Source organism: Nocardia lijiangensis NBRC 108240, from assembly GCF_001613045.1.
GTDB lineage: Bacteria > Actinomycetota > Actinomycetes > Mycobacteriales > Mycobacteriaceae > Nocardia > Nocardia lijiangensis.
Genome location: NZ_BDBP01000117.1, coordinates 1 through 25,766 on the forward strand (window position 1 = coordinate 1; position 25,766 = coordinate 25,766).

Sequence of the window (25,766 nt, forward strand, 5' to 3'; positions counted from 1 at the left end):
TGGTGTCGGCGGAGCGGCGGCCGGTGCGGGTGTGGGGGACCGAGGCGGAGCCGTCGGCGCGGGGGGTGGTGCGATCGGAGGTGGTGCGGCGGCGGCTGGGGGTGTGTGCGGCCGATGTGGTGTCCGGGGCCGATCGGCGTGTGGGTTCAGTTGCGGTGCGGTGGTTTTCGGTCGAACGTGTGCCGGTGCGGTTTGCGCGGCTTGTGGTGGAGCGGGTGCCGCGGGAACGCCCGCCGTGGGCGGGGGTTTCCTCGTAAGACGGCGTTTCTGTTGTGGTGTGGCGTCCGCCGGCTTTCGCGCCGGAGTTGGGGTGACGCTTGTCGGATGTCGCTTCCGCAAAGCGGCGGCGTCCGCCGGACACCGCCTCGGCGGCGGCGTGGCGCTCGGTGGACCTCGCGCTTCCGGTGGTGCGGTGTTCGTTCGACTTCGTGCCTGCGGCGGCGCGGTGCCCGTTGGACTTCGCAGCCGCGGCGCGTCGACCGGTGGACTTCCCCTCGGCCTTCGGCTGCTTCGCCGGCGCAGCTCCGGGCAGGGTGATGGGGATGCCCGAGGGGCGACGGGCGCCGGTGATCGCCGCCAGGCGTTTGTCGCCGGGTCTGATCTCGATGCCTTCGATGTCGACCCCGGCCTTGCGGGTCATCTTCTCCACGTCGGTGCGCTCGACCTCGGTGACCAAGGTGACGACGACGCCGTCCTCGCCCGCGCGCGCCGTGCGGCCCGCCCGGTGCAGGTAGGCCTTGGATTCGGCGGGCGGGTCGACGTGCACGACGAGGGAGATGCCGTCCACGTGGATGCCGCGGGCGGCGACGTCGGTGGTGACGAGCACCGGCACGCTGCCGTCGGCGAACGCCGCCAGCGTCCTGGTCCGGTTGTTCTGCGCCTTCCCGCCGTGCAGCGCGCCCGCCGAGATGCCGGAGGCGCGCAGTTGCTTGGCGAGCCGGTCCGCGCCGTGCTTGGTGCGCACGAACAGGATGGTCAGCCCGTCGCGGGATGCGATCTCGGCGACCACGTCGCGCTTGTCGGCCTTGTGCACGTAGAGCAGGTGGTGCGACATGGTGGCGACCGCGGCCGACGGCGGCGCGGTGGAATGCGTGACGGGGGACCGTAGGTAGCGCTTGACCAGCTTGTCCACCTCGCCGTCCAAGGTGGCCGAGAACAGCAGGCGCTGACCGTCTTTCGGCGTCCGGTCGAGCAGCTTGGTGACCTGCGGCAGGAAGCCCATGTCGGCCATGTGGTCGGCTTCGTCCAGCGCGGTGATCTGCACGTCGGACAGGTCGGCCGAGCCCTGGAGGATGAGGTCCTGCAACCGGCCGGGCGTGGCGATGAGCAGGTCGATCCCGCGCGCCAACCGGTCGGCCTGCCGCTTGATCGGCGCGCCGCCCACCACCGAGGTGATGCGCAGGCCGAGGGCGAGCGCGGGCTCGTCGAGTGCGCGCTCGATCTGCGCGGCCAGCTCCCTGGTGGGCACCAGCACCAGTGCGCGCGGCCGTCCGGGCTTGGCGGCGGCGCCCGCGAGGCGCGCCAGCATGGGCAGCCCGAACGCCAGCGTCTTGCCGGAACCGGTCGGGCCGCGGCCGAGCACGTCCTTGCCTGCCAGCGCGTCCGGAACCGTCGCGGATTGGATGGGGAAGGGCGCCTCGATGCCGTCGCGGCGCAGTGCCTGGACGAGCGGAACGGGCAGGCCCAGGTCAGCGAAGGTGACGCTGGGCGCCGCGGCGGCGGGCGAGGGAGTCAAAGGGGTGCAGGCCTTTCGTGTTTCGACGTGCGCGACGCATGATCGGCGCGCGAACGCGCGCGGGGGACCGCGACGTCCAGACAGGGGTAGAGCGAGGGCGACCGGCGTGATCGCCGGATCGACGACGTCAGTGGCGGAACAACCGACTGAGTTCGACCAGCCAGGGTACCGCGACGGCCAATGTGGGAACCACGAGGATGGCGATCGAGCCCAGATAGGCGGCCGATGCCACCCGGAAATCACCGACTCGCCCGCTCAGCCGCTGGATGCGGATCAGCGTGGTCGGCCCGCCCGCGGCCAGCGCGCCTTGCGGCGCGGTCGACTTCGCGCACGCTACCAGGGCCCGCGCGAGCGGCTTGGGTCCGGTGACCTTGACCGCGGAATCGTCGGCGAGCAACTCGATGAGCAGCTTCACCGAGCCGAGCGCGGCCTTGCTGCGCACCACCCGCGGGAACGCCTCGTGCACCGCGGTGAACGCCTCGAGCACCAGATCGTGCCTGGCCCGCAGGTGCGAGCGCTCGTGGCTGACGATGGCGGTGACCTCGGAGCGGTCCAGGTTGGTCAGCGTGCCCGCGCTGAGCACCACCCGCTGGCGCAGGCCGGGCAGGCAGTAGGCGATCGGCTCGGGGGCGGCAAGCACCCGGATGTCGTGCGCGGGGCGGTGCGGGCCGCTCTGGTCGAGCAGGTCGACCAGCATGCGGTGGCGCGCGCGCCGCTTGCGGGTGTGCACGCCGACGCGGATCACCGAGAAGATCAGGCGCGCGCCGATCAGCAGGGTCAGTGCGAAGACGGTGACGTAGGCCAGCCACAGTGGCAGGCCGAGGGCATCGATCTCCCGGGTGGGGGAGGTGGTGGGACGTCCGTCGGCTCCGGGCACCAGCAGTTCGGCGGCGATGGCCAGGCCGGAACCGAAGGCGCTGAGCACGGCGGCGAGCGCGATGGCCTGCCACAGCACGAGCGCCGCGCGCGGTGTCCGGTACGGCCACGTCGCACGACTGAGAAGCGCAGGGGCAGGCCCCGCGAGAAGCAAGGCGAGACCGGCGAAGACCGGCGCGGTTGCATTCATCGACTCAGCTCACTGCGTTGTGGGGCCTGGCGCTCACGGCTTTGTGAGGCCCGGGGGCCGTGTGGCCATCCCCGATACTACTTGGGCGGTGGTTGGTTGCCTTCGGATGCTTCGAGCTTAGCGAGTGCCTCGCGCAGCGCATCCGCTTCGTCGCGTCCGACCTGCTCCACGAAATGCACCAGCGCGGCGGCGCGGCTGCCCGCGGCGTCGGCCTGTTGCAGCGCGTCCACCATGAGCGAGGCGACCAATTCGTCGCGGGAGTGCACGGGCGCGTAGCGATGCGCGCGATCGTCGCGCCGCTGGACCACCAGATTCTTCTTGGCGAGTCGCTGCAACACGGTCATCACCGTGGTGTACGCGAGTTCGCGGCGCGCGGCCAGGGCTTCGTGCACCTGCCGGACGGTTTGCGGTTCGTCGCTCGACCACAACTGGTCCATGACCGCTTTCTCGAGTTCACCCAGTCCTGCCATTCCCCAAGTTTACGGACACAACGACACGAATGCGTACTACACCCTGTCGTAACTGTCCGGTTGCTGTGTGGTATTGGTCATACCTCGCGAACCGGATGGATCACTCCGCCGACGCGCCGGGCAGCACGTGCCGGGTGCCGATCGGGACGATCATCGGCCTGCCGGACACCGGGTCCTCGAGCACCGACGCCTCCAGCCCGAAGACCTCTTTCAGCAGCGCGGCGGTGACGATGTCGGCCGGGCTGCCCTGCGCGACGATCCGTCCGGCGTGCATGACGATCAGCTGATCGCTGTATCGGATGGCCAGGTTCAGATCGTGCAGCACCATCACCACGGTGCGGCCGAGATCGTCGTGCAGCCGGTCGACGAGATCGAGGACCTCGAGCGAATGCGCGAGATCCAGGTAGGTCGTCGGCTCGTCGAGCAGCAGGATGTCGGTGCCCTGCGCCAGGGCCATGGAGATCCAGGCGCGCTGACGCTGACCGCCGGAGAGTTCGTCGAGCGCGCGGTCGGCCAGATCGGCGATGCCGGTCTGCTCGAGCGCGGTCATCACCTCCGTCTCGTCGGCCGCGGACCACTGCCGGATCCAGGACTGGTGCGGATGACGGCCGCGGGCGACGAGATCGGCGACGGTCAGTCCCTCCGGCGCGACCGGCGTCTGCGGCAGCATGCCGACGACGCGCGCGACATCCTTCGTCTTCATCGACGAGATGGCTTTGCCGTCCAACAGGATTCGACCGTCCCGCGGCCGCAGCAGCCGGCCGAGCGAGCGCAGCAGGGTGGACTTGCCGCAGCCGTTGGGGCCGATGACGGTGGTGATCACGCCGGGCGCGATGTCCAGGGTGAGTCCGTCGACGATGACGCGGTCGCCGTAGCCGAGGCTGATGTCCTCGGCGGCCAGCTGGTGCGCTGCGGCGGTGGTGGTGACGGTCATGACAGGGTCGCCTTCCGGTTCATACGCACGAGCAGGTACAGCAGGAACGGTCCGCCGAATCCGGCGGTCACGATGCCGACTGGCAGGTCCACCGGGAACAGCGTCCGTGCGGCCGCATCCGCTCCGACCACCAGGATGGCACCGATCAGGGCCGAACCGATCAGTGGTTCCCCCGGCGTGCGCAGCACTCGCCGCGCGATCTGCGGTCCGGCCAGCGCGACGAACGCGATCGGACCGGCGGCCGCGGTCGCCACCGACGCGGCAACCACCGAGGCGCCGATCAGGATCGCCTGCTGGGTCTGGATCCGCACGCCGAGCGCGCGGGTGGTTTCGGTGCCCAGCCGCAGCGCGGCCAGGGTGCGTGCCGAACCCACCGCGACGAGCGCCACGATCGCCAGTGCCAGCGCCGCGGGCACCAGCTGGTTGCGATTCGCGCCGTTGAGCGATCCGGTCAGCCACAGCTGCGCGCGATGGGCGTCCTGCCAGGTCCCGCGGGTGAGCATCCAGTTGATGCCCGCCATGAGCAGCGCGTTGACGCCGATGCCGATGAGCACCAGCCGCAGACCGGTCGCACCGAATTCGCCGGTGGCGGCGCGGCCGAGCGCCAGCGCGTAGATCGTCACGGCGGTGAGCAGCCCGCAGACCAGCGCGGCCAGCGGCGCGCCGAAGGTGGCCGCGAAGCCCGTCGTGGCGCCGCCGGTCGCGACGAGCACCGACACCGCGCCCAGGCTGGCGCCGGTGGTGATGCCGAGCATGTCCGGGCTGGCCAGCGGGTTGTGCAGGATCGACTGGGTGATCGCGCCCGCCAAGCCGAGCGCCGCGCCGACGACGAGGCCGGTGAGCGCGCGTGGCAGCCGCGCGTCCAGCACGATGTAGCGCTGTGATCGGCTCCCGCCGCCAGAGAGCACGTCGAGGACCCGCCCGATCGGAATGTGCGTGTCGCCCACGGCGATGTCCACGCAGAACAGCGCGAACGCCAGCGCGGCGAGCGCGAGCACGATCGCGACCATGACCGGTCGCAACACCAGTGACACCGGACCGAGCCGCAGGGCGGGCCGCACCCGGCGCAGTCCGGCCGAATCGGGCTGCCTGCCCGCGGTTTTCACATCGACGTTCACCATGTCCTCCCGGCGGGCGCGGAGGCGAAGTGGCCGAGTCTCACAGGTTCACCAGCTTTCGACGGCGCACGAGCGCGATGAAGAAGGGTGCGCCGGCGGTGGCCAGCATCACGCCGACCTGAAGCTCGCCCGGCCGCGCGACGAGCCTGCCCGCGATGTCGGCGATCAGCAGCATCAGCGCGCCGATCACCCCCGAATACGGCACCAGCCAGCGGAAGTCGGGCCCGGTGACGATCCGGGCCAGGTGCGGGACGATGAGGCCGAGGAAGGCGATCGGCCCGACGGCGGCGGTCGCGGCGCCGCACAGCAGCACCACCGCGGTGAGTCCGAGGGCGCGGCTGCGGCCGATGTGCACGCCCAGCCCGCGCGCCACCTCGTCGCCGAGGGTGAGCAGGTTGAGTCCCGGCGCGGCCGCGACGGCGAGCGCCAGCCCGATCACCAAGAACGGCAGCACCTGCCAGAACACCTGGGCGTCGCGCCCGGCGACGGCGCCGACCACCCAGAAGCGGTAGGTGTCCAGCGCCGCGGGGTCCAGTAGCACAATGGCATTCGTCATCGCCTGGAGGAACGCGGTGAGCGCCGCGCCCGCGAGCACCAGGCTGAGCGGACTGGCCTTGCCGCCGCCGAGGGACGAGAACCCGAAGACGGCGAGACCGGTGAGCAGTGCTCCGGCGAAGGAGAACCAGATGTACTGCTCCGGCATGGTAAAGCCGAAAAGGTACATGCTCAGCGCCGCGAGAAACGCGGCGCCCGAATTGAGTCCGAGCAGGCCCGCGTCGGCGAGCGGGTTGCGGGTGTAGCCCTGGATCAGCGCGCCGGTGATGCCGAGCGCCAGGCCGGTGACGACCGCGAGCGCCGTGCGCGGCAGCCGCAGCGACCGCACGATCTGCTCCTCCACGGTCTGCGCCGGGCAGCTGAACGGCCCGCCCGGGCAGGTCAGCGCGTCGCGTACGGCGTCGAAGACGGTGCCGGGCGCGAGCGATCGGGAGCCGAGGGCGACGCTGGCCATTCCGGCGAGCAGGAGCAGCGCGAACAAGAGGACGAGGCCGGTCAGGCGACGCCGCCTCATGGTGCCAAGGGGTGTCACGGCGCGGAACGACTCCTGACTCGATGTGGTGCTGACTTCACGGTGGCGCTGGCTCACAGTGCCCTGGGCTTGCCAGGTTGGGTAAGCCTAACCTATCTTCCGAACTCGACTTCTATGAGGAGCCGACCCCGAGGAGGTTCGATGCTCGAGCCAATGACAACCCGCCAGGCCACCCGCGACGCCGAGGTGGCGTTCGCTCGCACCTGCACCCGGCTGCGGGCATTGCAGCCGGACCATCCGCGAGTGTATGCCGTTGCCGCGATGGTAGATCAGGGCAAACGCCGGTGGTGGAAGCTGTCGGAAGGCCTGCGCGAGGGCCGCATCGAGCTGATGTACCGCCGCCACGCCGCCGAGATGATCAGCGCCGACACCGCCGCGGAGGTGGTCGCGACCGCGCTCATCCACGCGGTGATCGGGCGGGTGGCCGCTCTGCTCGTCGCCGAGGGCAAGGCTTGGGATCCCGGCCTGGAAAACCTGTGGGTGCACCACGACAACGACGGCGGCATCGACTGGGCTGGCTTGGAGGACACCACGATCCGGGTGATCGACGGTGAACGCTCCGCCGGGCTGCCCGGTGTCGTGACGCTGCCCTGCGAGCGCGCCATGTTCGTCTGGCTGGCCCACCGCTGCGAGCCCTCGCTGACGCTGATCCAGCACGGACTCGCCCGGTGTGCGGGGCTGAGCGCGCGGCGGTTCTGGTCGCTGGTCGGCGAATCCCTCGTCGGCGCGGCGACCTACGTGCCGGAGCTGGCCCGCACCGACGCCGGGGACGGCGCCCGGCGCGGCCAGGGACTGCTGCTCGCGCTGGAGGAGCGCGGCCTGCCGGTCCGGCGCGCCACCTGTCTGGTTCGCTGAGTCCACCGTCGTTCGCCGCGAGTCTGTTTCGTCGTCACCTGGGGCATGTACCGTGCGCGCTGGTGAACCGCAGCCGATGCTGACGCGGCGCTGAGGGGAAGCGATGAGCACGCAGCTGATGATCGTGGAGGACGACGACCGGGTACGCACCGCCCTGCGGCTGGCGATGGAGGACGAGGGCTACGACGTCGCCGAAGCGGAGGCCGCGGAGACCGCGCTGGATCATCTGCGCGACAACGGCGCACCGGACGTGATGATCATCGACCTGATGCTCGGCGGCATGGACGGCTTCACCTGCATCCGGGAGATCCGCCGTGACCACCAGGTGCCGATCATCGTGGTCAGCGCCCGCGACGACACCCACGACGTGGTGGCCGCCCTGGAGGCGGGCGCCGACGATTTCGTCACCAAGCCGTTCGAGGTCAAGGAGATCACCGCCCGGATGCGGGCGCTGCGGCGGCGCGCAGGCCTGACCGCCGAACGTGATGCGCCGCAAGACATCGTGCTGGATGCCGGTCGCCGCCTTGTGCTTTCGCCGCAGCGCGGCACCGTCCGCTGCGGCGGGGACGACCTGCACCTCACGTTGACCGAGTTCCGGTTGCTCTGCGAGCTGGCCGAGAATCCGGGCTTCGTGCTGAGCCGCGCCGTGCTGCTGGACCGGGTGTGGGACCGCGGCTTCTTCGGCGACGAGCGAATCGTCGACGTGCACCTGCGGCGGCTGCGCACCAAGGTCGAGTGCGACCCGTCCGACCCGCGTCTCGTCGTCACCGTGCGCGGCCTCGGCTATCGCCTCGATGTCCAGGAGTGATCGCCGGTCCGTGCTGGTCCCGCTGCGGAGTCTGCGCGGGCGCGTGGTCTTCGCCTTCGCGTCGAGCGCGAGCCTGGTCGCCTTGGTCCTGGTGGCATTGGTGTTCATGATCGGGCGCGATTACATGGAATCTCAGCGCGTGCGCGCGGTGGAACGCGGCGCCGAGGCGCACGCCGAGATGCTGGGCGCACTGCTCGAACAACCCGGCGCGTCCGGCGCCGCCGCCCTCGGCGCGCTGAACCCGCCCGCAGGCACCGTGGTGCTGCTGCGATGGAACTCCGAATGGTTCAGCAGCGACCCGGCTTTCGACTCCGACCCCGCGGTGATGCTGCCGCAGGGGCACGGCAGGCGCGGCCCCGGCCCCACCGAACGGGTCACCCTGGACGGGCGATCGTACCTGCGCACCGGGGTGGCGCTCGGCGAAAAGGGCGGCGTGCTCTACGAATTCGCGCCGCTGGCCGAACTCGAGGCGACTCTGCGCATGCTGCGCAACGTGCTGATCGTCTGCGGGCTCGCCGCGGTCGCGATCGGCGCGGCACTGGGCGTGTGGGCCAGCAGGCACGCGCTGAAGCCGCTGCGCCAAGTGGCCAGGACCGCGGCGCGCATCGCCGCGGGCGAGCACGAGATCCGGCTGCCGAGCTCGCGCGACCGGGATCTGTCGACCACGGTGGACGCCTTCAACGCCATGGTCGACGCACTGCAGCGGCGCATCGAACGAGAACGCAGGCTGGTCTCCGACATCGGGCACGAGTTGCGCACCCCGCTGACCACACTGACCACCGGCGTCGCCGTGCTGAACAGGCACACCGAGGAGCTGCCCGAGCGGTCGCGTCAGGCCTTGGGTCTGGTGAACGCCGAACTCGACCACCTGCGGCGGCTGCTCGAGGATCTGCTCGCGCTGGCCAGGGCGGAGGCGGGCATCCACCGCTCGGATCTGGAACCGCTCTCGCTCGCGGACCTGCTGGCCAACACCCTGGCGGCGCGCACGGACGACACCGCGCTGCTGGACGTCGAGGCCGACGTCGTCGTGCAGGGCCGCAAGATCGAGCTGGAGCGTGCGGTGGCGAATCTGCTGGAGAACGCGGACCGGCACGGCAAGGGTGTGGTCGCGGTGCGCGTCGGCAAGGAGGGGCTGCGCGCCGTGCTCACCGTCGACGACGCGGGTCCCGGTGTCCCGGAAGCCGACCGGGAGCGCATCTTCGAGCGTTTCGCGACCGTTCGCACGGGCAGGCGCTCGACGGCGGGCACCGGCATCGGGCTCGCCCTCGTCGCCGAGACGGTGGCCGCGCATCGCGGCAGTATCGCCTGTCTGGAGCGGCCAGGAGGCGGCGCACGCTTCGTGGTGTGGCTGCCCGCGGCGGCAGCGCGCCCCAACGACCGGGGCCCTGCGTGGTGACGCCGGGCCCCGATGCTGCGCGTGGCGGAATCAGCCGATGCTGAAGGGCTGGCCCCACAGCGTGATCACCGACAGGGCGTTGGTGGTCTCGACCTTCACCTTGACGAACGAGCGCGCCTGCGCGTACCCGCCGCAGCCGGTGAGGCCGATGGTCTGGTCCGCCCAGGTGACGCTGCCGCTGGTGCCCTTGAACTTGTTGCGCCGCTCGTGCGACTCGTTGCCGAAGTCGTCGGCCTCCTCGATGTCGAGGACGTAGAACGACTTGGCCTGGCCGGGGCCGAGCGAGAGTTCGCCGCCGCTCTCGGCGCCGACGTTCCCCTCCACCTGGTCCCCGCTCCAGTCGAGCTCGCCGGTGACGCCGCCCTCGACACCGCCGCCGTCGATGTTGACCTGGCAGCCGACAACGTAGCCCGGGTAGATCTTGCCGCCCTTGGCATTCGAGCCGGACAGCTCGACCTGCGCGCTGGCCGACACCCAGGCGTTGCGGTGCACGGGGGTCGAGCCGAGCGACGGGCTGATCGTGGCGGACTCGCCGACCAGGCGCGCCGTGACGACGGTGCCGTCGGACAGGGTCTTGGTGAGCTGGCCGCCCGGCAGCGGCACGAAGGTGTCGGCGTGCGCGGCGCCGGTGGAGAACAGGCCCATCGCGAGAGTGGCCGCGGCTCCGAGGCCCGCCGCTCGTGCGATGCTCTTGCGATCGATCATGGTGGTGTTGCCCCTCTAGGGTTGAAGTCGCTTCGGCGCGAGTGTGTTTCGTGGACCGCTGCCGGAATCAGCCGATGCTGAACGGCATCCCGTAGAGGGTGGTCTTGGAGTAGTGGTCGCCGATGATCTCGACGACGGTGTAGGCGCGTGCCTGGGCGTAGCCCGCGCAGCCCTGGATCTCGATCTCCACGTCCTGGTACTCGACCGAGTACACGCCCGGCTTCAGGATGTCCTTGTAGTCGATCTGCACGAACTTCACCTGGCCGGGGCCGAGCTCGAGGCCGATCGAGCCGCCGAGGCTGCCGCCGCTGAGATCGATGCCGCCGGAGACGCCCGCGCTGATCGCGTCGTCACCGATGCTCACCTGGCAGCCGACGATGTAGCCGGTGCTCAGCTGGGAGGCGCCGTGCGTCGAGGAGTTGTTGGTGCCCGGCCCGTTGGCGGGACCGTTGTTGGGGCCGACCTGACCCTCCGGGGTGACCGTGACGTCCGCGACGACGGCGCCCGAGACCCACGCGACCCGGCCCGCGCCGTTGGCAGCCAGCGAGGGCGAGATCACCGCGCGCTCACCGGTCCTGGTGATCGTGACGCCCGGCCCTACCCGCTCCCCGTTCGGCAGCGGGACGAAGGCGTCCGCATCGGCGGCACCGGTGGACAGCAGGCCCATGACAACGGCCGCGGCGGCGCCGGCGCCGGCGATGCGGCCGCCGCTGCGCAGACCGCTGGAGCGATTGGTGCTCATACTTCCCCTCATCAGTTCGAACGATGCGCCCCGCGGTTCGAGGCGGAACTGCCTCCCTGAGGCAGTTCCGAGCTTGACGAGTTGCGTTGTCCGCCTGATGAACCGTCGTCGTCCGCACCGATGAACGCTCCCCGACAGTCGTGTGGCCAGTTCTTTGCGATCGTGTGTCGACGGCCGACACGAAGTCGACATATGCTGCGGCAGAAGGGGGTTCGCGCGCGATGAAGGGAAATCGGCGGCGCCGGTGAGAAAGAAGCGACGGGCTCCACGCGATGACGTGGAGCCCGCCGCGGCAGTGGATCGGGGTCACCGCAGCCCTCGGGACTCGCTCGATCCTGACGCCGAGATTAGTATAGGTCAGGCTTACCTAACTTGGCAACAGGATGTTGCTCGCGGCGTGTCTTGTGACATTTTTCGCCCTCCGCGGTCCTGGCGTGTCGAACCGGCACGGTCCTACTCTTTCGCCCGACACGAATCGCGAGATCCCCTGGCCCAAGGGGATATTCGTCGCAAACCGTACAGACCGGCGCGTCGGCCACGGCCGAGTACCGATCCGTCCGGACGTGTCGGGATCGTGTGTGCCAATGCTGAGGAGCTGCCCCGCTTTGTCCGTTCACCGTTCGTTCCGGTCGCGCTCGCTCGCCGCGCTGTTCACCGCGACCGCCTTGCTCGCCGCACTCTCGTGCAGCACCGAACAGCCCGGGTTGCGCAGTCACGCCGAGAGCCCGGCCCCGCATGTCCCCGCGCACTGGGACTACGACGCGGAGGGGCCCGATCACTGGGCCGACCTGGACCGCGACTACCTGGCCTGCCGCAGCGGCCACGAGCAGTCGCCGGTCGACCTGGCCGGGTCCGCCCGGCTCGACCCGGCCGACCACATCGACGTCGACTACCGGCCGATACCCGGGGTCCGGCTGGTCAACAACGGGCATACCGTCCAGGCCGAGGTGCCCGTGGGCAGCGGCAACCGCATCCTGATCGCGGGCGAGCCCTACGACCTGCTCCAGTTCCACTTCCATCTGCCCGGCGAGCACACCATCGACGGGCGCGGTGCCGCGATGGAGTTGCACTTGGTGCACAAGAACGCCGCGGGGCGGCTCGCCGTTCTCGGCGTGCTGATGGAGACGGGTGCGCAATCCTCGGTCTTCGGCCCCCTCCTTGCCGCCGCGCCGAGGGCCGCGGACGCCGCCGTCGACTTCGGCGCACCGCTGGATCCGTCGGCGTTCCTGCCCGCCGTCCGAGACCAGTTCCGCTACAACGGTTCGCTCACCACGCCGCCGTGCAGTGAGGGCGTGTCGTGGACGGTGCTGAGCGCGCCGGTGGCGGTCGCGGCGGACGAGGTCGAGCTCTATCGCGGGCTGTTCGCGCACAGCAACCGGCCGATCCAGCCGCTGAACGGCCGGACCATCACGCTGGCCGGGAACTGAACCCGCTGCGCCCTGCGGTTTCGTGTGGTGTAAAGCTGAGGCCATGACGCAACAGGAGATCGAGGCCGTGCGTTCGCTGGCCGATGTCACGCCGGAGATGATGAACAAGGTCAGCGAGGGCACCTTCTCGGACCTGATCGGCCTGCGCTTCACCGAGCTCAGCGGGGAGCGGGTTCGTGGCGAGTGGATCGTCAAGCCGCACCTCTATCAGCCCGCGGGCATCCAGAACGGCGGCGTGTACTGCACCGTCGTCGAGACGCTCGCCAGCGTCGGCGGCGGCGCCTGGTACGGCGAGCGCGGCACCGTCGTCGGCGTGAACAACAACACCGACTTCCTGCGCGCCGTGCGTGAAGGCACCCTTTACGGCGAGGCGACACCGGTGCACCAGGGTCGCACTCAGCAGCTGTGGCAGGTCGTGATCACCGACGAGGAGCAGCGGGTGGTGGCCCGCGGTCAGGTCCGGCTGCAGAACCTGCCCAAGCGCGACTGAGCCCGCGCCGTCGGGCGGCGGCGCGGGATCGGGCGTGTCAGAATGGCCGTCACCCGTCCACCGACCGGTGAGGAGCCTCGATGCGACTGTCGCCGCACGAGCAGGAGCGCCTGTTGCTGAGCTATGCGGCCGAACTGGCCCGGCGCAGGCAGGCCCGCGGGTTGAAGCTCAACCATCCCGAGGCGGTCGCCCTCATCACCGATCACGTGCTCGAGGGCGCGCGCGACGGCCGTACCGTCGCCGAGCTGATGTCGTCCGGGCGCACCGTGCTGCACCGCGACGACGTGATGGCGGGCGTGCCGGAGATGATCCACGACGTGCAGGTGGAGGCGACCTTCCCGGACGGCACCAAGCTCGTCACCGTCCACCACCCGATCGCCTAGGCGGCCCGCGTGATTCCTGGCGAATACTTCTGCGCCGAGGGCGTGATCGCACTGAACGCGGGCCGCGACCGCATCACGCTCGAGGTGGTGAACACCGGCGACCGTCCCGTCCAGGTCGGCAGTCACGTGCATTTCCCGCAGGCCAACGCCGCGCTCGACTTCGACCGCGCCGCCGCGCACGGGCGGCGGCTGGACATACCGGCGGGCACCGCTGTGCGCTTCGAACCCGGTCTCGGCCAACTAGTTTCGCTCGTTGCGCTCGGCGGGAACCGTGAGGTGCACGGCATCGGCCTGACGCCGCCGGGATCGCTGGACGCGCCACGGACCGCTGAGGGGGCGCTGTGACCGAGCTGAGCAGGGCACGCTACGCGGAACTGTTCGGGCCGACCACCGGCGACCGAATCCGCCTCGCCGACACCGATCTTCTCGTCGAGATCACCGAAGACCGTTGCGGCGGACCGGGTCTCGCGGGCGACGAGGCCGTCTTCGGCGGCGGCAAGGTGCTGCGCGAATCCATGGGCCAGTCCCGCGCGACCCGCGCCGAAGGCACGCCGGACACCGTCGTCACCGGCGCGGTGATCATCGACCACTGGGGAATCGTCAAGGCCGACATCGGCATTCGAGACGGTCGCATCTGCGGCATCGGCAAGGCGGGCAACCCCGACATCATGTCGGGCGTGCACCCCGCCCTCGTGGTGGGACCGTCCACCGAGATCATCGCGGGCAACGGCCGTCTCGTCACCGCGGGCGCCATCGACTGCCACGTGCACTTCATCTGCCCGCAGCTGATGGACGAGGCGCTGGGCGGCGGCATCACCACGCTCATCGGCGGCGGCACCGGACCCGCCGAGGGGTCCAAGGCGACCACCGTCACCCCCGGGGCCTGGCATCTGGCCCGCATGCTGGAGGCCACCGACCACTGGCCGCTGAACATCGCGCTGCTCGGCAAGGGCAACACCGTCGGCGAAGAAGCCATGTGGGAGCAATTGCGCGCGGGCGCATCGGGTTTCAAGCTGCACGAGGACTGGGGATCGACACCGGCGGCGATCGACGCCTGCCTGCGGGTCGCGGACGCCTCGGGCGTGCAGGTCGCGCTGCATTCGGACACGTTGAACGAGGCCGGTTTCGTCGAGGACACCCTCGCCGCCATCGCCGGACGCGGCATCCACGCCTATCACACCGAGGGGGCGGGCGGTGGGCACGCGCCCGACATCATCACCGTCGCTTCCCATCCCAATGTGCTGCCGAGTTCGACGAATCCCACCCGGCCGCACACGGTCAACACGCTCGACGAGCACCTGGACATGCTCATGGTGTGCCATCACCTGAGCCCGTCGATCCCGGAGGATCTGGCGTTCGCGGAGAGCCGAATTCGCCCGTCCACCATCGCCGCCGAGGATCTGCTGCACGATCTCGGCGCCATCTCCATGATCGGCAGCGATTCGCAGGCGATGGGACGGATCGGCGAGGTGGTGATGCGCACCTGGCAGACCGCGCACGTCATGAAGCGCCGTCGCGGGCCGCTGCCCGGCGACGGCGCCGCCGACAACGCCAGGGTGCGCCGCTACGTCGCCAAATACACGATCTGTCCCGCCGTCGCGCACGGTCTGGACCACGAGATCGGCTCGGTCGAGGTCGGCAAGCTCGCCGACCTCGTGCTGTGGGACCCGGCGTTCTTCGGTGTGCGCCCACACGCCGTGCTCAAGGGCGGCGCGATCGCGTGGGCGGCGATGGGCGACGCCAACGCCTCCATTCCCACGCCGCAGCCGGTATTCCCGCGCCCGATGTTCGGCGCGGCCGCACCGGTCGCCGCCGCCACCTCGCTGCACTTCGTCTCCGAGCAGGCTGTCGAATCCGGTCTGGCGAATCGTCTGGCGGTGCGCCGAAAGCTGGTGCCCGTCAAGAACGTTCGCCGGCTGACGAAGTCCGACATGCCGCTCAACGACGCGATGCCGCGCATCGAGGTGGAGCCGGACACCTTCACCGTGCGGGTCGACGGCGAGGTGTGGGCCGAGCAGCCCGCGACGGAACTGCCCATGGCCCAGCGGTATTTCCTCTTCTGACCGGCCTCAGGCGCCGAACGACATGATCGCGAAAGCCGCACCGGCGGGATCGGCGAGCGCGGCGACACGGGACGGGCCGGGCATGTCCTGCGGTTCGGCGAGCAGTTTGCCGCCCAGTTCCGTGGCGCGGGTGACCACGGCGTCGGCGTCGGCGACACGGACGGTCGTCGACCAGAAGGGCGCGGGCTCGCCGGGCTGGGCGTGGTGGGCGCCGCCGAACTCGTGCCCGCCCGAGCCGGGAGAGAGGGCCTGGTACGGGTTTTCGGCCGCGGTCTCCCACGCGGCGTTGGTGTGCTTCCAGCCGAAGACCGCGGCGTAGTGCGCCATGGCGTCGGCGGGAGCGCCCGGCGCGGCGTACTCCACCCAGCACGGGCCGTTGATCGCGCCCCAGTTCTGGGTGCCGGGATGCGTGATCAGTTGCGCGATCGCATAGGTCGCGCCCGCCGGATCGGTCAGCACCGCGAAGGTCAGCTGCCCGAAGACGTCCATCGGTTCGCAGAAGACGGTCGCGCCCGCGTCCCGCGCGGCGGCGACGGTGGCCGCGGCGTCGGACACCGCGAAATAGGGCGTCCAAGCCGCCGGAACGGTGCTGCCGTCCGGTGCCGTGGCAGGCGCGATGCCCGCCACCTGCGCGTCGCCTTGGCGCAGCAGGGTGTAGTGGCCCGCCTCGGGACCCAGATCCTCGGCGGTCCAGCCGAACAGGGCGGTGTAGAACTCGGCCGCGGCGGGGATGTCGGGAGCGGTGACATCGAACCAGCAGGGGGCGCCCGTGGCGTATGCAGCGTGCATGGTGATCTCCTCGACGTGTCGTTGACGTACACCGATACCGACGGCATCCGGCCCGGAAAATCATCGCGCCCCGCACCGCGCGCCCCGTGGCGGCGCGCTCTGCCCGGGCTGGGTAAGGTGCTGCGAGCACACTCCGGGGGTGGATTCCGTTCGCGCCCGGCCGACCGAATTGTCACTGCGTGGAAGGGGACGCGAGTGCTGGGCGACGATCCGAACCGAGCCGCCGACGAATTGGCCCGGTGGGCCGAGAAACTGCAACACACGGCGCAGAAGTACCAGGACCTGCAGGGCCGGATGGAGGCCATCGCGGTCACCGAGAACTCGGCCGACAACCGGATCAGCGTGACGGTGGACGCCAACGGCGTCACCACCGGCATCACCCTTGCCGCGGCCACCCGCGGTATGGATCCCGCCGCCGTCGCCGCCGAACTCATGGCCTGCACCCGCCGCGCCCAGGCCCGCCTGCGCAACCAGGTCACCGACCTCGTCCACAGCATGGTCGGCGACGACGGCGCGGGCCAGGCCATCGTCGGCCAGTACGCCGCGCGCTTCCCGGACCCCGAACCCGTCGCGCCCGCCCCCGCCGAGCCGGTGTACACGCCGCCCGCCGCCTACACCCCGCCCGCGCCCGCGCAGCCGCCGCAGGGCACCCGCAAGCCCGACCGCGATCGGACCGTCGTGCCGGACGAGCCGGACGAGGACGACCTCTACTACCGCCGCAAGTCCTGGCTGGAGTGAGCTCGCCGGAACTCCGGATGGAACCGAAAGCGCCGATGCCGCGTCCTAGTCAATGGGGCCGTCGGCTGCGGCCGGCACGGACACGGCAAGTGAAGGGACGTCGATGGGCAATTCCGGTGATATCTCGGTCGATCCCGGCGGGATGCGCGACCACGCCGCGAAGGTGGACGCCGCGATCGAGGGGCTTCCGATGGCGCGGGAGGCGGCCGAGTATCTCGCGCACGCCGACGACGGGTACGGAGAATTGGTGGGTCCCTACGCGCGTTCCATCCTGAACCCGTTGCACGACCGCATCACCGAGCGCCTGCGCACCGTCACCGAGGATGCCGAGAACCTGCCGCCGAAGCTGCGATTCGCCGCGGACTCGTTCCAGAACCTGGACGAAGGCCGCAAGAACGAGACGGACCGGCAGCGCGAGCAGATCGAACAGAAGGTGTAGGGGATGGGCTTCGACGACAGCAAGGCGCCCGAAGGAAACGAGCTGCTCGAGGAGGGCGTCGACCACCGCAACGAGTACTACCAGGAAGACGTTTCGTTCCTGCGCAACGTGGGCCTTCCGACCGGTGGGGACGGCAAGGCCGTGGACCCGAACGCGGGCGTCCTCGCGGGCACTCCGATCGGTGACCTCTTCGAGGGCGGTCACAAAGTCTTCGCCGGGTTGACAGGCGATGCGGGCAACAGCTACGCGGGCGTGATGCAGGTCTGGGCAGGCGCCAGCGCCGTGGCGGACGCGGCCAAGATCGGGCAGGACATCGCCAAGGGCATCACCCTCGCCAAGTTCGATCCCTTCAACTATGTCGGCTCGATGCTGATGGGCTGGATGCTCGAACACGTCGAACCGATGCGGAAGACGCTGGATTCGCTGGCGGGCAACCCGGGCATGGTCACCGCGTACTCCGAATCCTGGTCCGCCACATCGGCGAAGCTGGCCGAGGTCGCCGCCACCTGGAAGAAGGAAGTCACCGAGGGCACGGCCGCCTGGGTCGGCGCCACCGCCGACGCCTACCGGACCAAGGCCGACGCGGTGATCGCCGAGATCGCCGCCCAAGCCGCGCTCGCCGACCTGCTGAGCCGGGTGAACGAGAAGATGTCGAAGGTGGTCGAGGGCGTGCGCGGCATCATCACCGAGATCCTCAACTCGCTGGCGGGCATGCTGGTCGAGATCGCCGCCATCCTCATCGCCACCGCGGGCACGGCCTCACCGGCTCTGATCGCCCGCGCCGTCTTCGGCATCTCCACCGCCACCATGACCGTTTCGCAGATGGTGCTGAAGATGGCCACGTCCCTCATCAGTCTTGGTGCGCTGCTGCGCAACCTGGTGCAGATGGTCGTGGGGGTCACCGGCATCGAGAACGAGCTGGCCTCGGCCGGGGTGTAGTCCGCGGTCAGCCCGCGAACCCGGACGCGCGTATCGCCGCCACGACGACGTCGGCGACGCCGCGCATGCCCGTCAAAGTCGGGTGATAGGGGACCAGGGTCTCGGTGGCCAGAATCGGATCGAACCAGCGGACGCCCTCCGGTGCGCACATGTCGTGGCCCGCAGACGGGGTACGGGTGTCGATATAGGTGGCGCCGTATTCGGCTGCGGCGCTGGCGACCACGGAGTTCAACCGGTCGAACGCGCGCTGCACGACGGCGGCGTCCTCGGGGCGAAGGCCGACCAGCGCGGGGCAGCCCCCGTCGCGGACATACTGCGGCCAGCCATCGACGAACACCTTCGCGTTCGGGGCGAGCATCGTAATCCGGTGCAACGCCGCGGAATACGCTGCCGAGATCCCGTCGATCGCGGGATCCCACGACGGGTCGGCGCACCGGCCGCCGCGCAGCCCGGCCAGGTGGCAGGCGATCACGAACCTGGTCATTTCGGTGTCGTTCGCGCCGATATGCACGGTCACCAGCCGGGTGTTCGGGCCGAGCCCGTCGAATTGCGGTGCGATGCCCGGTCTTTGGTCGGTGGTCAGGTGCGGAATGCGGGCGCCGCTGCAAGTGCGGTCGTCGAGCCGGAGGCCGAGGTCGGCGGCGACCAGCTTGGGCGTGTTCGCGGTGGAGCGTACGCACGGGAGCGGAGCGCTCGGGTCGAACCGCTGCACGCCCGTGGTCGCCGCGCCGGAATCGCCCAGCGCCACATACTCGGCGCCGCCGTCGGCGGGCGCGGCGGCGGCCGGGGCGTGCAGCGCGGCCGCGAAGAGAGTGAGGAGGCCCGCGGCGACTGCGATGGCGCGCGTGCGGTTCCGGACGGTTGTCATGGTCGGTGGTGCTCCGGTTCGGTCGGGTCGGTCGATCACGGCCAAAGTGAGACGCACTGGTCTCTGTTTGTGGGCAAACTTTACGTGGCCTGGACCTCGGGCGACCGCTTTTCGGCAACTTCGGGTGGCAGACTTTCAGGCATGACGACTTCTGATTGGGCCGACGTAGACGCCTATCTCGTGGACAATCTGGTGCGAGATCCCGATACCGTCGCCGCGCTCGCGGCGAACGCGGCGGCGGGACTGCCCGCCATCGATGTGTCTGCGGCGCAAGGGAAGTTCCTGTCGCTGCTGGCCCGGTCGACGGGCGCGCGGCGGGTGCTCGAGATCGGCACGCTCGGCGGGTTCAGCACGATCTGGCTTGCCCGGGCGGTGGGGAAGTCGGGTCGCGTGATCACCCTCGAATTCGAGCCGCGGCACGCGGAGGTGGCGCGCGCGAACGTCGACGAGGCGGGCGTGGGCGACTGGGTCGACATCCGGGTGGGCGCGGCGCTGGAGAGCCTGCCGGTGCTCGAGGCCGAGGAGTCCGAGCCGTTCGATCTGGTGTTCATCGATGCCGACAAAGTGAACAACTCGAACTACGTGCGCTGGGCGCTGCGGTTGACCCGGCCCGGATCGGTGATCATCGTCGACAACGTGGTGCGCGCGGGCGCGGTGGCGGACGGCGGGTCGGACGATCCGATGGTGCAGGCGAGCCGCGAGCTGGTCGAAATGCTTTCGGCCGAACCGCGTCTGGATGCGACGGTGCTGCAGACCGTCGGCGCGAAGGGATGGGACGGTTTCGCCTACGCCGTCGTGAACGACTAGCCGGTCAGTAGTCCGTCGAGGTGAGACGCCACGCGTCGCGCCCGACCATGTCGAGCACCAGCGCGGCGATGTTCCACGCGTCGTCTTCGCCGCGATGGTGGCGGCCCTCCAGTGGCAGTCCCGCGATCCGCAAGGCTCCCGCCATGCCCTGCCGCCGCTCGAGCTCGTAGGCCTCCGAGAACACCAGCTTGGCGTTGGTGTGCCGCCGTCCGAACGGATACGTGACGCCGGTCATGGCGCACTGGCTCGCGAACTGCTTGCGGTCGTAGTCGCCCCAGCTGGCCCATGCTCGCGTCCCGGCATCGTGCTCGGTGGCGAGGATCCGACAGGCCTCGGCGAACGAGACGCCGGTGTCGACCTCGGCCTGGGTGAGTCCGGTGAGTTCGGTGCAGAACTCGCTGACCGACGAGCGCTCGGGCCGAACCAGAATGCGGTGCTTCCCGATTCGCTCCCGAGTCGCGAGATCGACCACGGTCAGGCCGATCTCGATGATCTCGCTCACGGCGCCCGCCGGAGCGCGACCCGGCCAGCACGTCGCCTCGACATCGACGACGTTGAGCAGCCCCGCATTTTCGTTCATCTGCCGACAGTAGGTCGCGACGCCCGCGTGCCTCCACCGAATTTCCGCGGACGTCGACCGCCTACCGTGCTGTGCCCCCAGGTCAGGGAATCAACACGACTTTGCCCATGGTGGCGCGGGTTTCGATGGCACGGTGCGCGCCGGAGGCGTCGGCGAGCGGGAAGCGGTGGACGGCGGGGCGCAGCCGCCCGGAGGCCGCCTCCGCCATGGCGCGGTCCTCGAGGACGCGGATGTCGCCGCCGACCCGCCGCAGCATCGGCGGTCCGAGCACGACCTGCGAGGTGATGCCGCGTTCGGCGAGCTCGTCGTCGGTGAAAGTCAGCGCCTGGCCGTCGTTCGGACCCTTCCCGGCGAAGCCGTACACCAGGTGGCTGCCGCCCTTGGCGAGCAGATCGACCGCGGCCCTGGCGGTGTCGCCGCCGACGGCATCGAAGACGACTGTCGCGCCACGCTCGCCGAGGCCGTCGCGCACTCGGTCGGGCCAGTCGGGCCGCAGGTAGTCGACGGCGATGTCGGCGCCGTTGCCTGTCACCCTGGCCACCTTCTCGGGTCCGCCCGCGAGTCCGATCACCGTGGCGCCGTGAGCTTTCAGGTACTGCACCAGCAGGGTCCCGATGCCGCCCGCCGCCGCGGTCACGACCGCGACGGCCTCCGGGCCGACCTCGGCGAATTGCAGGATGCCCAGGGTGGTGCGCCCGGTGCCGATCATCGCGACCGCCTCGGCCGGATCGAGGTTCTCCGGAATCTCTTGCAGCCGAGCGACATCCGCGACCGCGAGTGCTGCGTAGCCGCCGGGCGCCGTGCCGAGATGAGCGACCACCTGCTTCCCGATCCAGTCCGGGTCGACGTCCGCACCGACGCGATCGACGGTGCCCGCGACCTCACGGCCGGGTACGGTCGGCAACTCCGGCAGCGGAAACGGTCCCGGCATGCCCTGGCGCAGCGCGGTGTCGACGACGTGCACCCCGGCCGCGCCGACCGCGATGCGGACCTGGCCTTGCCCCGGCTCGGGATCGGAAACGGTGTCGTAGCGGAGGTTTTCGGCGGGCCCGAAGGCGTGCAGTCGGATCGCGTGCATGGTGATCACCCTGCAACCTCGAGCTCGGTTGAGGTCAAGTCGCGCGGTGGCGAACACGGGCGGCGAACCCGTCGCACAGCGCCTCCAGCCCGAGGAAGAGCAGGTCCTCGGAGGTCAGGTCGCTGACGCCCGCGCCTTGCAATTCGGCGAGCGCGGCGGGGACCGGCCAGTTCGGGGTGCCCTCCAGCAGCGCGCGTAATCCGTTGTCGCCGTCGGTATCGATGCCCTTGCGCGTCATCAGCGCCGAGCTGATCTGCGGCAGCGTCGCGCCCGAGATGTAGTTCCACACCGAGAACGCCATCTGCATGGCCTCGCGCGCGGTGACGTCCAGCTCTCGGAAACCCTCGACCAGCCAGGCCAGGCACGCCATGCTGTGCGGGCCGAAGCTGTAGCGGGGCATGGCGAAGGTGAGGATGACCCACGGGTGCCGCTGGTAGAGATCCCAGTCGATCTCGGCGGCGATGCGGACCCGGTCGCGCCAGGTCCAGCCCTGGCCCTCGACGGTCGGATAGGGATGGCGACGAGTCACCTCGTCGGTCATCGCCGCGAGGAGTTCGTCCTTGTTCGCGATGTGCCGGTACAGCGACATCGCGCCGACGCCCATCCGATCGGCGATGCGGCGCATGGACAGCGCGTCCAAGCCCTCCTCGTCCGCGAGCGCGATCGCGGTGTCGATGATGGCGGAACGGTGCAGCTTCGCTTCGGTCATCCCATGACTCGCTTTCGGTTCCGGGCTCGGGTGCGTACACTGTACCCGGACTCATGCGTACGGCGTACGCGACACGGGAGAGGAAATCGGGATGACAGACGTGGAGACAGTGCGGCCTGCCGAGGGTGCGGCGTCCGTCGCTGTCGGCTCACGGCGCGCCTGGCTGGGGCTCGGGGTGCTGTTGCTGCCGGTGCTGCTGGTGTCGATGGACATCTCGGTGCTGTTCCTGGCCATGCCGACGCTCACCGTCGACCTCGACCCGTCCGCGGCCCAGCAGCTGTGGATCCTCGACATCTACGGCTTCCTCATCGCGGGTCTGCTGATCACCATGGGCAACCTCGGCGACCGGATCGGGCGGCGCAACATCCTGCTGGCCGGCGCGACCGTGTTCGGCATCGCCTCGGTGCTGGCCGCCTTCGCGCCCACCGCGGGCGTGCTGATCGCGGCCAGGGCGCTGATGGGCATCGGCGGCGCGACGCTGCTGCCGTCCAGCCTCGCGCTGATCTCCAGCCTCTTCCCCGACGCGCGGGAACGGGCCGCCGCGATCGGTGTGTGGACGGCGTTCTTCGCGGGCGGCTCCGCGGTCGGGCCGATCATCGGCGGGCTGCTGCTGCACCACTTCTGGTGGGGATCGGTCTTCCTCATCAACATTCCGGTGCTGCTGATCCTGCTGGCGTTCGGGCCGTTCCTGTTGCCGGAGCATCGTGCGGGGGTGCTCGGTCCGCTGGATCTTCCGAGCGTTGCGCTGTCCATCGGCGGCATCCTGCCGGTGGTCTACGCCGTCAAGCACGCCGCCTCCGAGGGGATCGACGCGGAGTCGATCGTCATCGGACTGATCGGCATCGCGGTGCTCGTCGTCTTCGTGCGCAGGCAGCGCACGCTCGCCGAACCACTGCTGGACCTGCGGCTCTTCGGTCGCGCACAGTTCTCCGTCGCCATCGGCTCCAGCCTGGTCGGCATGATGTCGCTGGCCGCGCTGAGCTACCTGACCAGCGTCTACCTGCAGTCGGTCACCGGTCGCGACCCGCTCGCCGCGGCGCTGCTCGGCATTCCGATGGCGGTCGCGGTATTCATCTGCTCGGTCAGCGGCGCGCGCGTCGGACGCTGGATCGGTGTACGCGCCACGTTCGTGCTCGCCCTGCTCGCCTCCGCGCTGGGCAACCTGATGCTGCTCGGGGTCGGCGTGGACGGCGGCATCGGCTGGTACCTGGCGGGGTCGACCATCGCGGGCATCGGCTACGGCCTGGCGTTCACCCTGGTCTCGGATGTCGCGGTGTCGTCGGTGCCGCCGGAGCGCGCGGGCTCGGCGGTGGGGATCTCGGAGACCAGCTTCGAACTCGGCAACGCGCTCGGGCTCGCGCTGCTCGGCTCGCTCGCGGCGCTGGTCTTCCGCTCCGGCGGCGACTACGCCTCGACGCTGGGCGAGACGATCCAGCACGCGGGCGCCGACGGCGAACTGGCGCACAGCGCGCAGGCGTCGTTCGTCGACGGCATGCATCTCGCGACGACCGTGGGCGCCGGTCTGCTGGTGCTCATGGCGGTCGTGGCCTGGGTGGCGACCCGGCGGCCCGCCCGCGCCGGATAGGTCAGCGGCCGAACACGCCGGTCAGTATCTCGGCGGCCCACCGATTGACCGGCGTGACGACGGTGCCGTGCACCCAGCGCACCGGACGTACGACCAACGCCACCCACACCGCGGCCGCCACCTGCAGCAGCGGGCGCAGCACCGTGCGATAGACGAAACGGCACGGCGCCACGACCAGCACCCCGACGAGCACGGTGGCCACCCGCCAGGCGTAGGTCAGCACCGTGCGCAGCAGCAGCCACAGGGGACCCAGCACCCAGCGCCACAGCTGCACCAGCGGCCAGACCACGAACCACTTGCCCAACCAGTAGATCGCCATGAGCAGCGCACCGAGCAGCGGCTCCAGCACCGCGCGCCACAACCATCCCAGCGCGGGCCGCACCACGGTGCGCCACAACCACCGCTCGATGGCCTGGCGCAGCGGTCGCAGGAAGTAGTCGAGCAGCAACGCGACGAGCGGCGTCAGCACCAACCCCCACAGCACGTGCTGGAGCACCCAGCCCCACAGAAAGTCCTTGACGAACAACCAGATCGAGCGAATCACCCAGCACCAGACGAATTGGGCGACGGGCGCGAGCAGCCGAGTGAGGAAGTACCAGAGGGCGGCGGCGAGCATGCGGCCGAGCAGGCGGACGCCCTCCCAGAGCAGCCGGACGGGCACGAGCACCACGACGGCGATGACCCGGGCGATCCAGGCGCCGAGCCCGACCGAGCGGGAAGAGTGCGACGACATCGTCGTATCCTCGCCCACCGGGTGCTCGCCGCGCCGCCGTGTTTCTACGCCGGGCACCGGGTAGAAACCCCCAGCGCGTCATACATTGGTGGAGTGTCCGAGACTCAGCCCGCCCGAACCGGGCGTCCGCTCGCCGAGCGCGTGGCCGTCAAGCTCCTGTACCCGACCTCGCGTCCTTCCGCCGAAGATCTGCGCGCCGCGGTGTCCGGACGGAACGTGCTGGTTACCGGCGCGTCGCACGGGATAGGCAAGGCCAGCGCGCGCAAGCTCGCCGCGGCGGGCGCGACCGTGCTGCTGGTCGCCCGGTCCGCCGATCAACTCGAACGGCTGGCCGCCGAGATCACCGGCGCGGGCGGCGTCGCGCACGCCTATCCGGCCGACATGACCGACATGGCCGCGGTGGACCGTCTCGCGAACGAGCTGCTCGCCGCGCACGGCCACATCGATGTGCTGATCAATAACGCGGGCAAGTCGATTCGCCGCCCGATCGACGAATCCTACGACCGCTTCCACGATTTCACCCGGACCATCGACGTGAACTACCTCGGTCCGGTCCGCCTGCTGCTGACCTTGTTGCCCGCCATGCGATCCCGCGGCAGCGGGCACATCGTCAACATGTCCACGTGGGGTGTGCTCATGCCGCCCGCCCCGCGGTGGGCCGCCTACGGCGCCTCGAAGGCGGCCTTCGACGTGTGGCTGCGCAGCGTCGCCGCCGAGATCGCCGGTGACGGACTGACCACCACATCCATCTACATGCCGCTCGTGCACACCAGGATGAGTGCGCCCACCGACTTCAGCCGGGTGCCCGGTCTCACCGTCGACGAAGCCTCCGATCTCGTCTGTCACGCCGTCACCGCCAAACCGGTCGATATCGCCCCCTGGTGGTCGGCGCCCATCCAAGCCTGGACCGACCTCACCCGAAGGCAAGCCCGGCGTTTCTGGGCCCGTAACTACCGCCGCGGCGAGGCCTAGCGATGTTGGAAACGGGTGCGACGAGTCCGGCGACGCTGTTCGCGCTGGCGGACTCGCGGCTGCCGATCGGCGGGCACGTGCATTCCGGCGGTGTCGAGGAGGCGGTCGCCTCGGGGCTGGTGCGCGATGTCGCGTCCGTCGAGGCGTATCTGCGCCGCCGCGTGTGTACCTCCGGTCTGGTCGCGGCCTCGCTGGCCGCGGCCGTGTGCGCGGGCGATCTGGACCCGCGCCGCGCGGAGGCCGAAGCCGA

General features: G+C 70.3%; 27 protein-coding genes and 2 pseudogenes. 15 read left to right on the plus strand and 14 right to left on the minus strand.

The features are described from left to right. Nucleotides 1-376: 376 nt before the first annotated feature. From NL1_RS32125 to NL1_RS32150, 6 genes and pseudogenes are all read right to left on the minus strand, one after another. Nucleotides 377-1,735 (minus strand): annotated as a pseudogene (locus NL1_RS32125) (DEAD/DEAH box helicase); the annotation flags it as partial. Between the two features lie 127 nt (nucleotides 1,736-1,862). Beyond that, nucleotides 1,863-2,801 (minus strand): M56 family metallopeptidase, encoded by a 939-nt coding sequence (locus NL1_RS32130; RefSeq protein WP_067847564.1) that lies wholly within the window; start codon nucleotides 2,799-2,801, stop codon nucleotides 1,863-1,865. A gap of 77 nt (nucleotides 2,802-2,878) precedes the next feature. Further along, nucleotides 2,879-3,271, minus strand: a complete 393-nt coding sequence (locus NL1_RS32135) for a BlaI/MecI/CopY family transcriptional regulator (protein WP_067847567.1) — start codon at nucleotides 3,269-3,271, stop codon at nucleotides 2,879-2,881. A 100-nt stretch (nucleotides 3,272-3,371) separates the two neighbouring features. Next, the gene (locus tag NL1_RS32140) at nucleotides 3,372-4,205 is read right to left on the minus strand and encodes an ABC transporter ATP-binding protein (RefSeq protein WP_067847570.1); all 834 of its coding nucleotides are present in this window, start codon (nucleotides 4,203-4,205) and stop codon (nucleotides 3,372-3,374) included. Further along, entirely contained in the window at nucleotides 4,202-5,326 is a 1,125-nt protein-coding gene (locus NL1_RS32145) for a FecCD family ABC transporter permease (protein WP_067847573.1), read from the minus strand. Before NL1_RS32145 ends, NL1_RS32140 begins: the two co-directional genes overlap by 4 nt. Nucleotides 5,327-5,363: 37 nt before the next feature. Continuing rightward, a complete protein-coding gene (locus NL1_RS32150; protein WP_169813620.1) occupies nucleotides 5,364-6,392 on the minus strand; it encodes a FecCD family ABC transporter permease in 1,029 nt (342 codons plus the stop codon). Nucleotides 6,393-6,551: 159 nt separating this feature from the next. Here NL1_RS32150 and NL1_RS32155 point away from each other — a divergent pair, with 159 nt between their 5' ends. From NL1_RS32155 to NL1_RS32165, 3 genes are all read left to right on the plus strand, one after another. Continuing rightward, nucleotides 6,552-7,265 carry a hypothetical protein gene (locus tag NL1_RS32155; RefSeq protein WP_067847579.1) on the plus strand — a complete coding sequence of 238 codons (714 nt, stop codon included), beginning with the start codon at nucleotides 6,552-6,554 and terminating at the stop codon, nucleotides 7,263-7,265. A 103-nt stretch (nucleotides 7,266-7,368) separates the two neighbouring features. Next, the gene (locus tag NL1_RS32160) at nucleotides 7,369-8,073 is read left to right on the plus strand and encodes a response regulator transcription factor (protein WP_067847582.1); all 705 of its coding nucleotides are present in this window, start codon (nucleotides 7,369-7,371) and stop codon (nucleotides 8,071-8,073) included. After that, entirely contained in the window at nucleotides 8,060-9,469 is a 1,410-nt protein-coding gene (locus NL1_RS32165; protein ID WP_067847585.1) for a HAMP domain-containing sensor histidine kinase, read from the plus strand. The genes NL1_RS32160 and NL1_RS32165 overlap by 14 nt, the downstream gene beginning before the upstream one ends. 30 nt (nucleotides 9,470-9,499) lie before the next feature. On the opposite strand, the gene NL1_RS32170 is transcribed toward NL1_RS32165, so the two are convergent. Then, nucleotides 9,500-10,174, minus strand: coding sequence for an MspA family porin (locus tag NL1_RS32170; protein ID WP_067847587.1), 675 nt, complete (start codon nucleotides 10,172-10,174; stop codon nucleotides 9,500-9,502). Between the two features lie 67 nt (nucleotides 10,175-10,241). Continuing rightward, on the minus strand, nucleotides 10,242-10,916 hold the full coding sequence (locus tag NL1_RS32175; RefSeq protein ID WP_067847590.1) for an MspA family porin: 675 nt from the start codon (nucleotides 10,914-10,916) through the stop codon (nucleotides 10,242-10,244). A 605-nt stretch (nucleotides 10,917-11,521) separates the two neighbouring features. On the opposite strand from NL1_RS32175, the gene NL1_RS32180 reads away from it, so the two are divergent. The 5 genes from NL1_RS32180 to NL1_RS32200 all read left to right on the plus strand — a co-directional run bounded on the left by NL1_RS32180 (nucleotide 11,522) and on the right by NL1_RS32200 (nucleotide 15,279). After that, on the plus strand, nucleotides 11,522-12,343 hold the full coding sequence (locus NL1_RS32180; protein ID WP_067847635.1) for a carbonic anhydrase: 822 nt from the start codon (nucleotides 11,522-11,524) through the stop codon (nucleotides 12,341-12,343). 43 nt (nucleotides 12,344-12,386) lie between these two features. After that, nucleotides 12,387-12,833, plus strand: coding sequence for a PaaI family thioesterase (locus tag NL1_RS32185; RefSeq protein ID WP_067847593.1), 447 nt, complete (start codon nucleotides 12,387-12,389; stop codon nucleotides 12,831-12,833). Nucleotides 12,834-12,913: 80 nt separating this feature from the next. Further along, nucleotides 12,914-13,216, plus strand: a complete 303-nt coding sequence (locus tag NL1_RS32190; protein WP_067847596.1) for an urease subunit gamma — start codon at nucleotides 12,914-12,916, stop codon at nucleotides 13,214-13,216. Between the two features lie 9 nt (nucleotides 13,217-13,225). After that, nucleotides 13,226-13,561, plus strand: a complete 336-nt coding sequence (locus NL1_RS32195; RefSeq protein WP_067847598.1) for an urease subunit beta — start codon at nucleotides 13,226-13,228, stop codon at nucleotides 13,559-13,561. After that, nucleotides 13,558-15,279: an urease subunit alpha gene (locus NL1_RS32200; RefSeq protein WP_067847601.1), complete on the plus strand. Its 1,722-nt coding sequence runs from the start codon at nucleotides 13,558-13,560 to the stop codon at nucleotides 15,277-15,279. Before NL1_RS32195 ends, NL1_RS32200 begins: the two co-directional genes overlap by 4 nt. A gap of 6 nt (nucleotides 15,280-15,285) precedes the next feature. On the opposite strand, the gene NL1_RS37965 is transcribed toward NL1_RS32200, so the two are convergent. Continuing rightward, nucleotides 15,286-16,068 carry a VOC family protein gene (locus NL1_RS37965; RefSeq protein ID WP_067847604.1) on the minus strand — a complete coding sequence of 261 codons (783 nt, stop codon included), beginning with the start codon at nucleotides 16,066-16,068 and terminating at the stop codon, nucleotides 15,286-15,288. A 195-nt stretch (nucleotides 16,069-16,263) separates the two neighbouring features. Between NL1_RS37965 and NL1_RS37970 the strand changes: the two genes are divergently transcribed. The 3 genes from NL1_RS37970 to NL1_RS32220 all read left to right on the plus strand — a co-directional run bounded on the left by NL1_RS37970 (nucleotide 16,264) and on the right by NL1_RS32220 (nucleotide 18,184). Beyond that, nucleotides 16,264-16,806 (plus strand): YbaB/EbfC family nucleoid-associated protein, encoded by a 543-nt coding sequence (locus NL1_RS37970; protein ID WP_067847607.1) that lies wholly within the window; start codon nucleotides 16,264-16,266, stop codon nucleotides 16,804-16,806. Nucleotides 16,807-16,909: 103 nt separating this feature from the next. After that, a complete protein-coding gene (locus NL1_RS32215; protein WP_067847610.1) occupies nucleotides 16,910-17,245 on the plus strand; it encodes a type VII secretion target in 336 nt (111 codons plus the stop codon). Nucleotides 17,246-17,248: 3 nt separating this feature from the next. Beyond that, a complete protein-coding gene (locus NL1_RS32220) occupies nucleotides 17,249-18,184 on the plus strand; it encodes a hypothetical protein (protein WP_067847613.1) in 936 nt (311 codons plus the stop codon). A gap of 7 nt (nucleotides 18,185-18,191) precedes the next feature. Here the strand turns inward: NL1_RS32220 and NL1_RS32225 are convergent, their stop codons facing one another. Further along, nucleotides 18,192-19,052, minus strand: a complete 861-nt coding sequence (locus NL1_RS32225) for an SGNH/GDSL hydrolase family protein (protein ID WP_067847616.1) — start codon at nucleotides 19,050-19,052, stop codon at nucleotides 18,192-18,194. 141 nt (nucleotides 19,053-19,193) lie between these two features. Here NL1_RS32225 and NL1_RS32230 point away from each other — a divergent pair, with 141 nt between their 5' ends. Then, on the plus strand, nucleotides 19,194-19,859 hold the full coding sequence (locus NL1_RS32230; protein WP_067847619.1) for an O-methyltransferase: 666 nt from the start codon (nucleotides 19,194-19,196) through the stop codon (nucleotides 19,857-19,859). 4 nt (nucleotides 19,860-19,863) lie between these two features. On the opposite strand, the gene NL1_RS32235 is transcribed toward NL1_RS32230, so the two are convergent. The 3 genes from NL1_RS32235 to NL1_RS32245 form a co-directional block, all read right to left on the minus strand. Further along, entirely contained in the window at nucleotides 19,864-20,439 is a 576-nt protein-coding gene (locus tag NL1_RS32235) for a 3'-5' exonuclease (protein ID WP_067847622.1), read from the minus strand. Nucleotides 20,440-20,521: 82 nt separating this feature from the next. Then, complete coding sequence (locus NL1_RS32240) at nucleotides 20,522-21,517, minus strand: zinc-binding dehydrogenase (protein WP_067847638.1); 996 nt, start codon at nucleotides 21,515-21,517, stop codon at nucleotides 20,522-20,524. Between the two features lie 34 nt (nucleotides 21,518-21,551). Beyond that, a complete protein-coding gene (locus NL1_RS32245; RefSeq protein WP_067847625.1) occupies nucleotides 21,552-22,226 on the minus strand; it encodes a TetR/AcrR family transcriptional regulator in 675 nt (224 codons plus the stop codon). A 91-nt stretch (nucleotides 22,227-22,317) separates the two neighbouring features. On the opposite strand from NL1_RS32245, the gene NL1_RS32250 reads away from it, so the two are divergent. Further along, nucleotides 22,318-23,811 (plus strand): MFS transporter, encoded by a 1,494-nt coding sequence (locus tag NL1_RS32250; protein ID WP_067847629.1) that lies wholly within the window; start codon nucleotides 22,318-22,320, stop codon nucleotides 23,809-23,811. 1 nt (nucleotide 23,812) lies between these two features. On the opposite strand, the gene NL1_RS32255 is transcribed toward NL1_RS32250, so the two are convergent. Continuing rightward, nucleotides 23,813-24,544 (minus strand): hypothetical protein, encoded by a 732-nt coding sequence (locus NL1_RS32255; protein ID WP_067847632.1) that lies wholly within the window; start codon nucleotides 24,542-24,544, stop codon nucleotides 23,813-23,815. 93 nt (nucleotides 24,545-24,637) lie between these two features. Between NL1_RS32255 and NL1_RS32260 the strand changes: the two genes are divergently transcribed. Together NL1_RS32260 and NL1_RS32265 are read left to right on the plus strand one after the other, a co-directional pair. Further along, nucleotides 24,638-25,516, plus strand: a complete 879-nt coding sequence (locus NL1_RS32260) for an SDR family NAD(P)-dependent oxidoreductase (protein WP_245673685.1) — start codon at nucleotides 24,638-24,640, stop codon at nucleotides 25,514-25,516. Between the two features lie 2 nt (nucleotides 25,517-25,518). After that, nucleotides 25,519-25,766, plus strand: a pseudogene (locus NL1_RS32265) (urease accessory protein UreF); the annotation flags it as partial.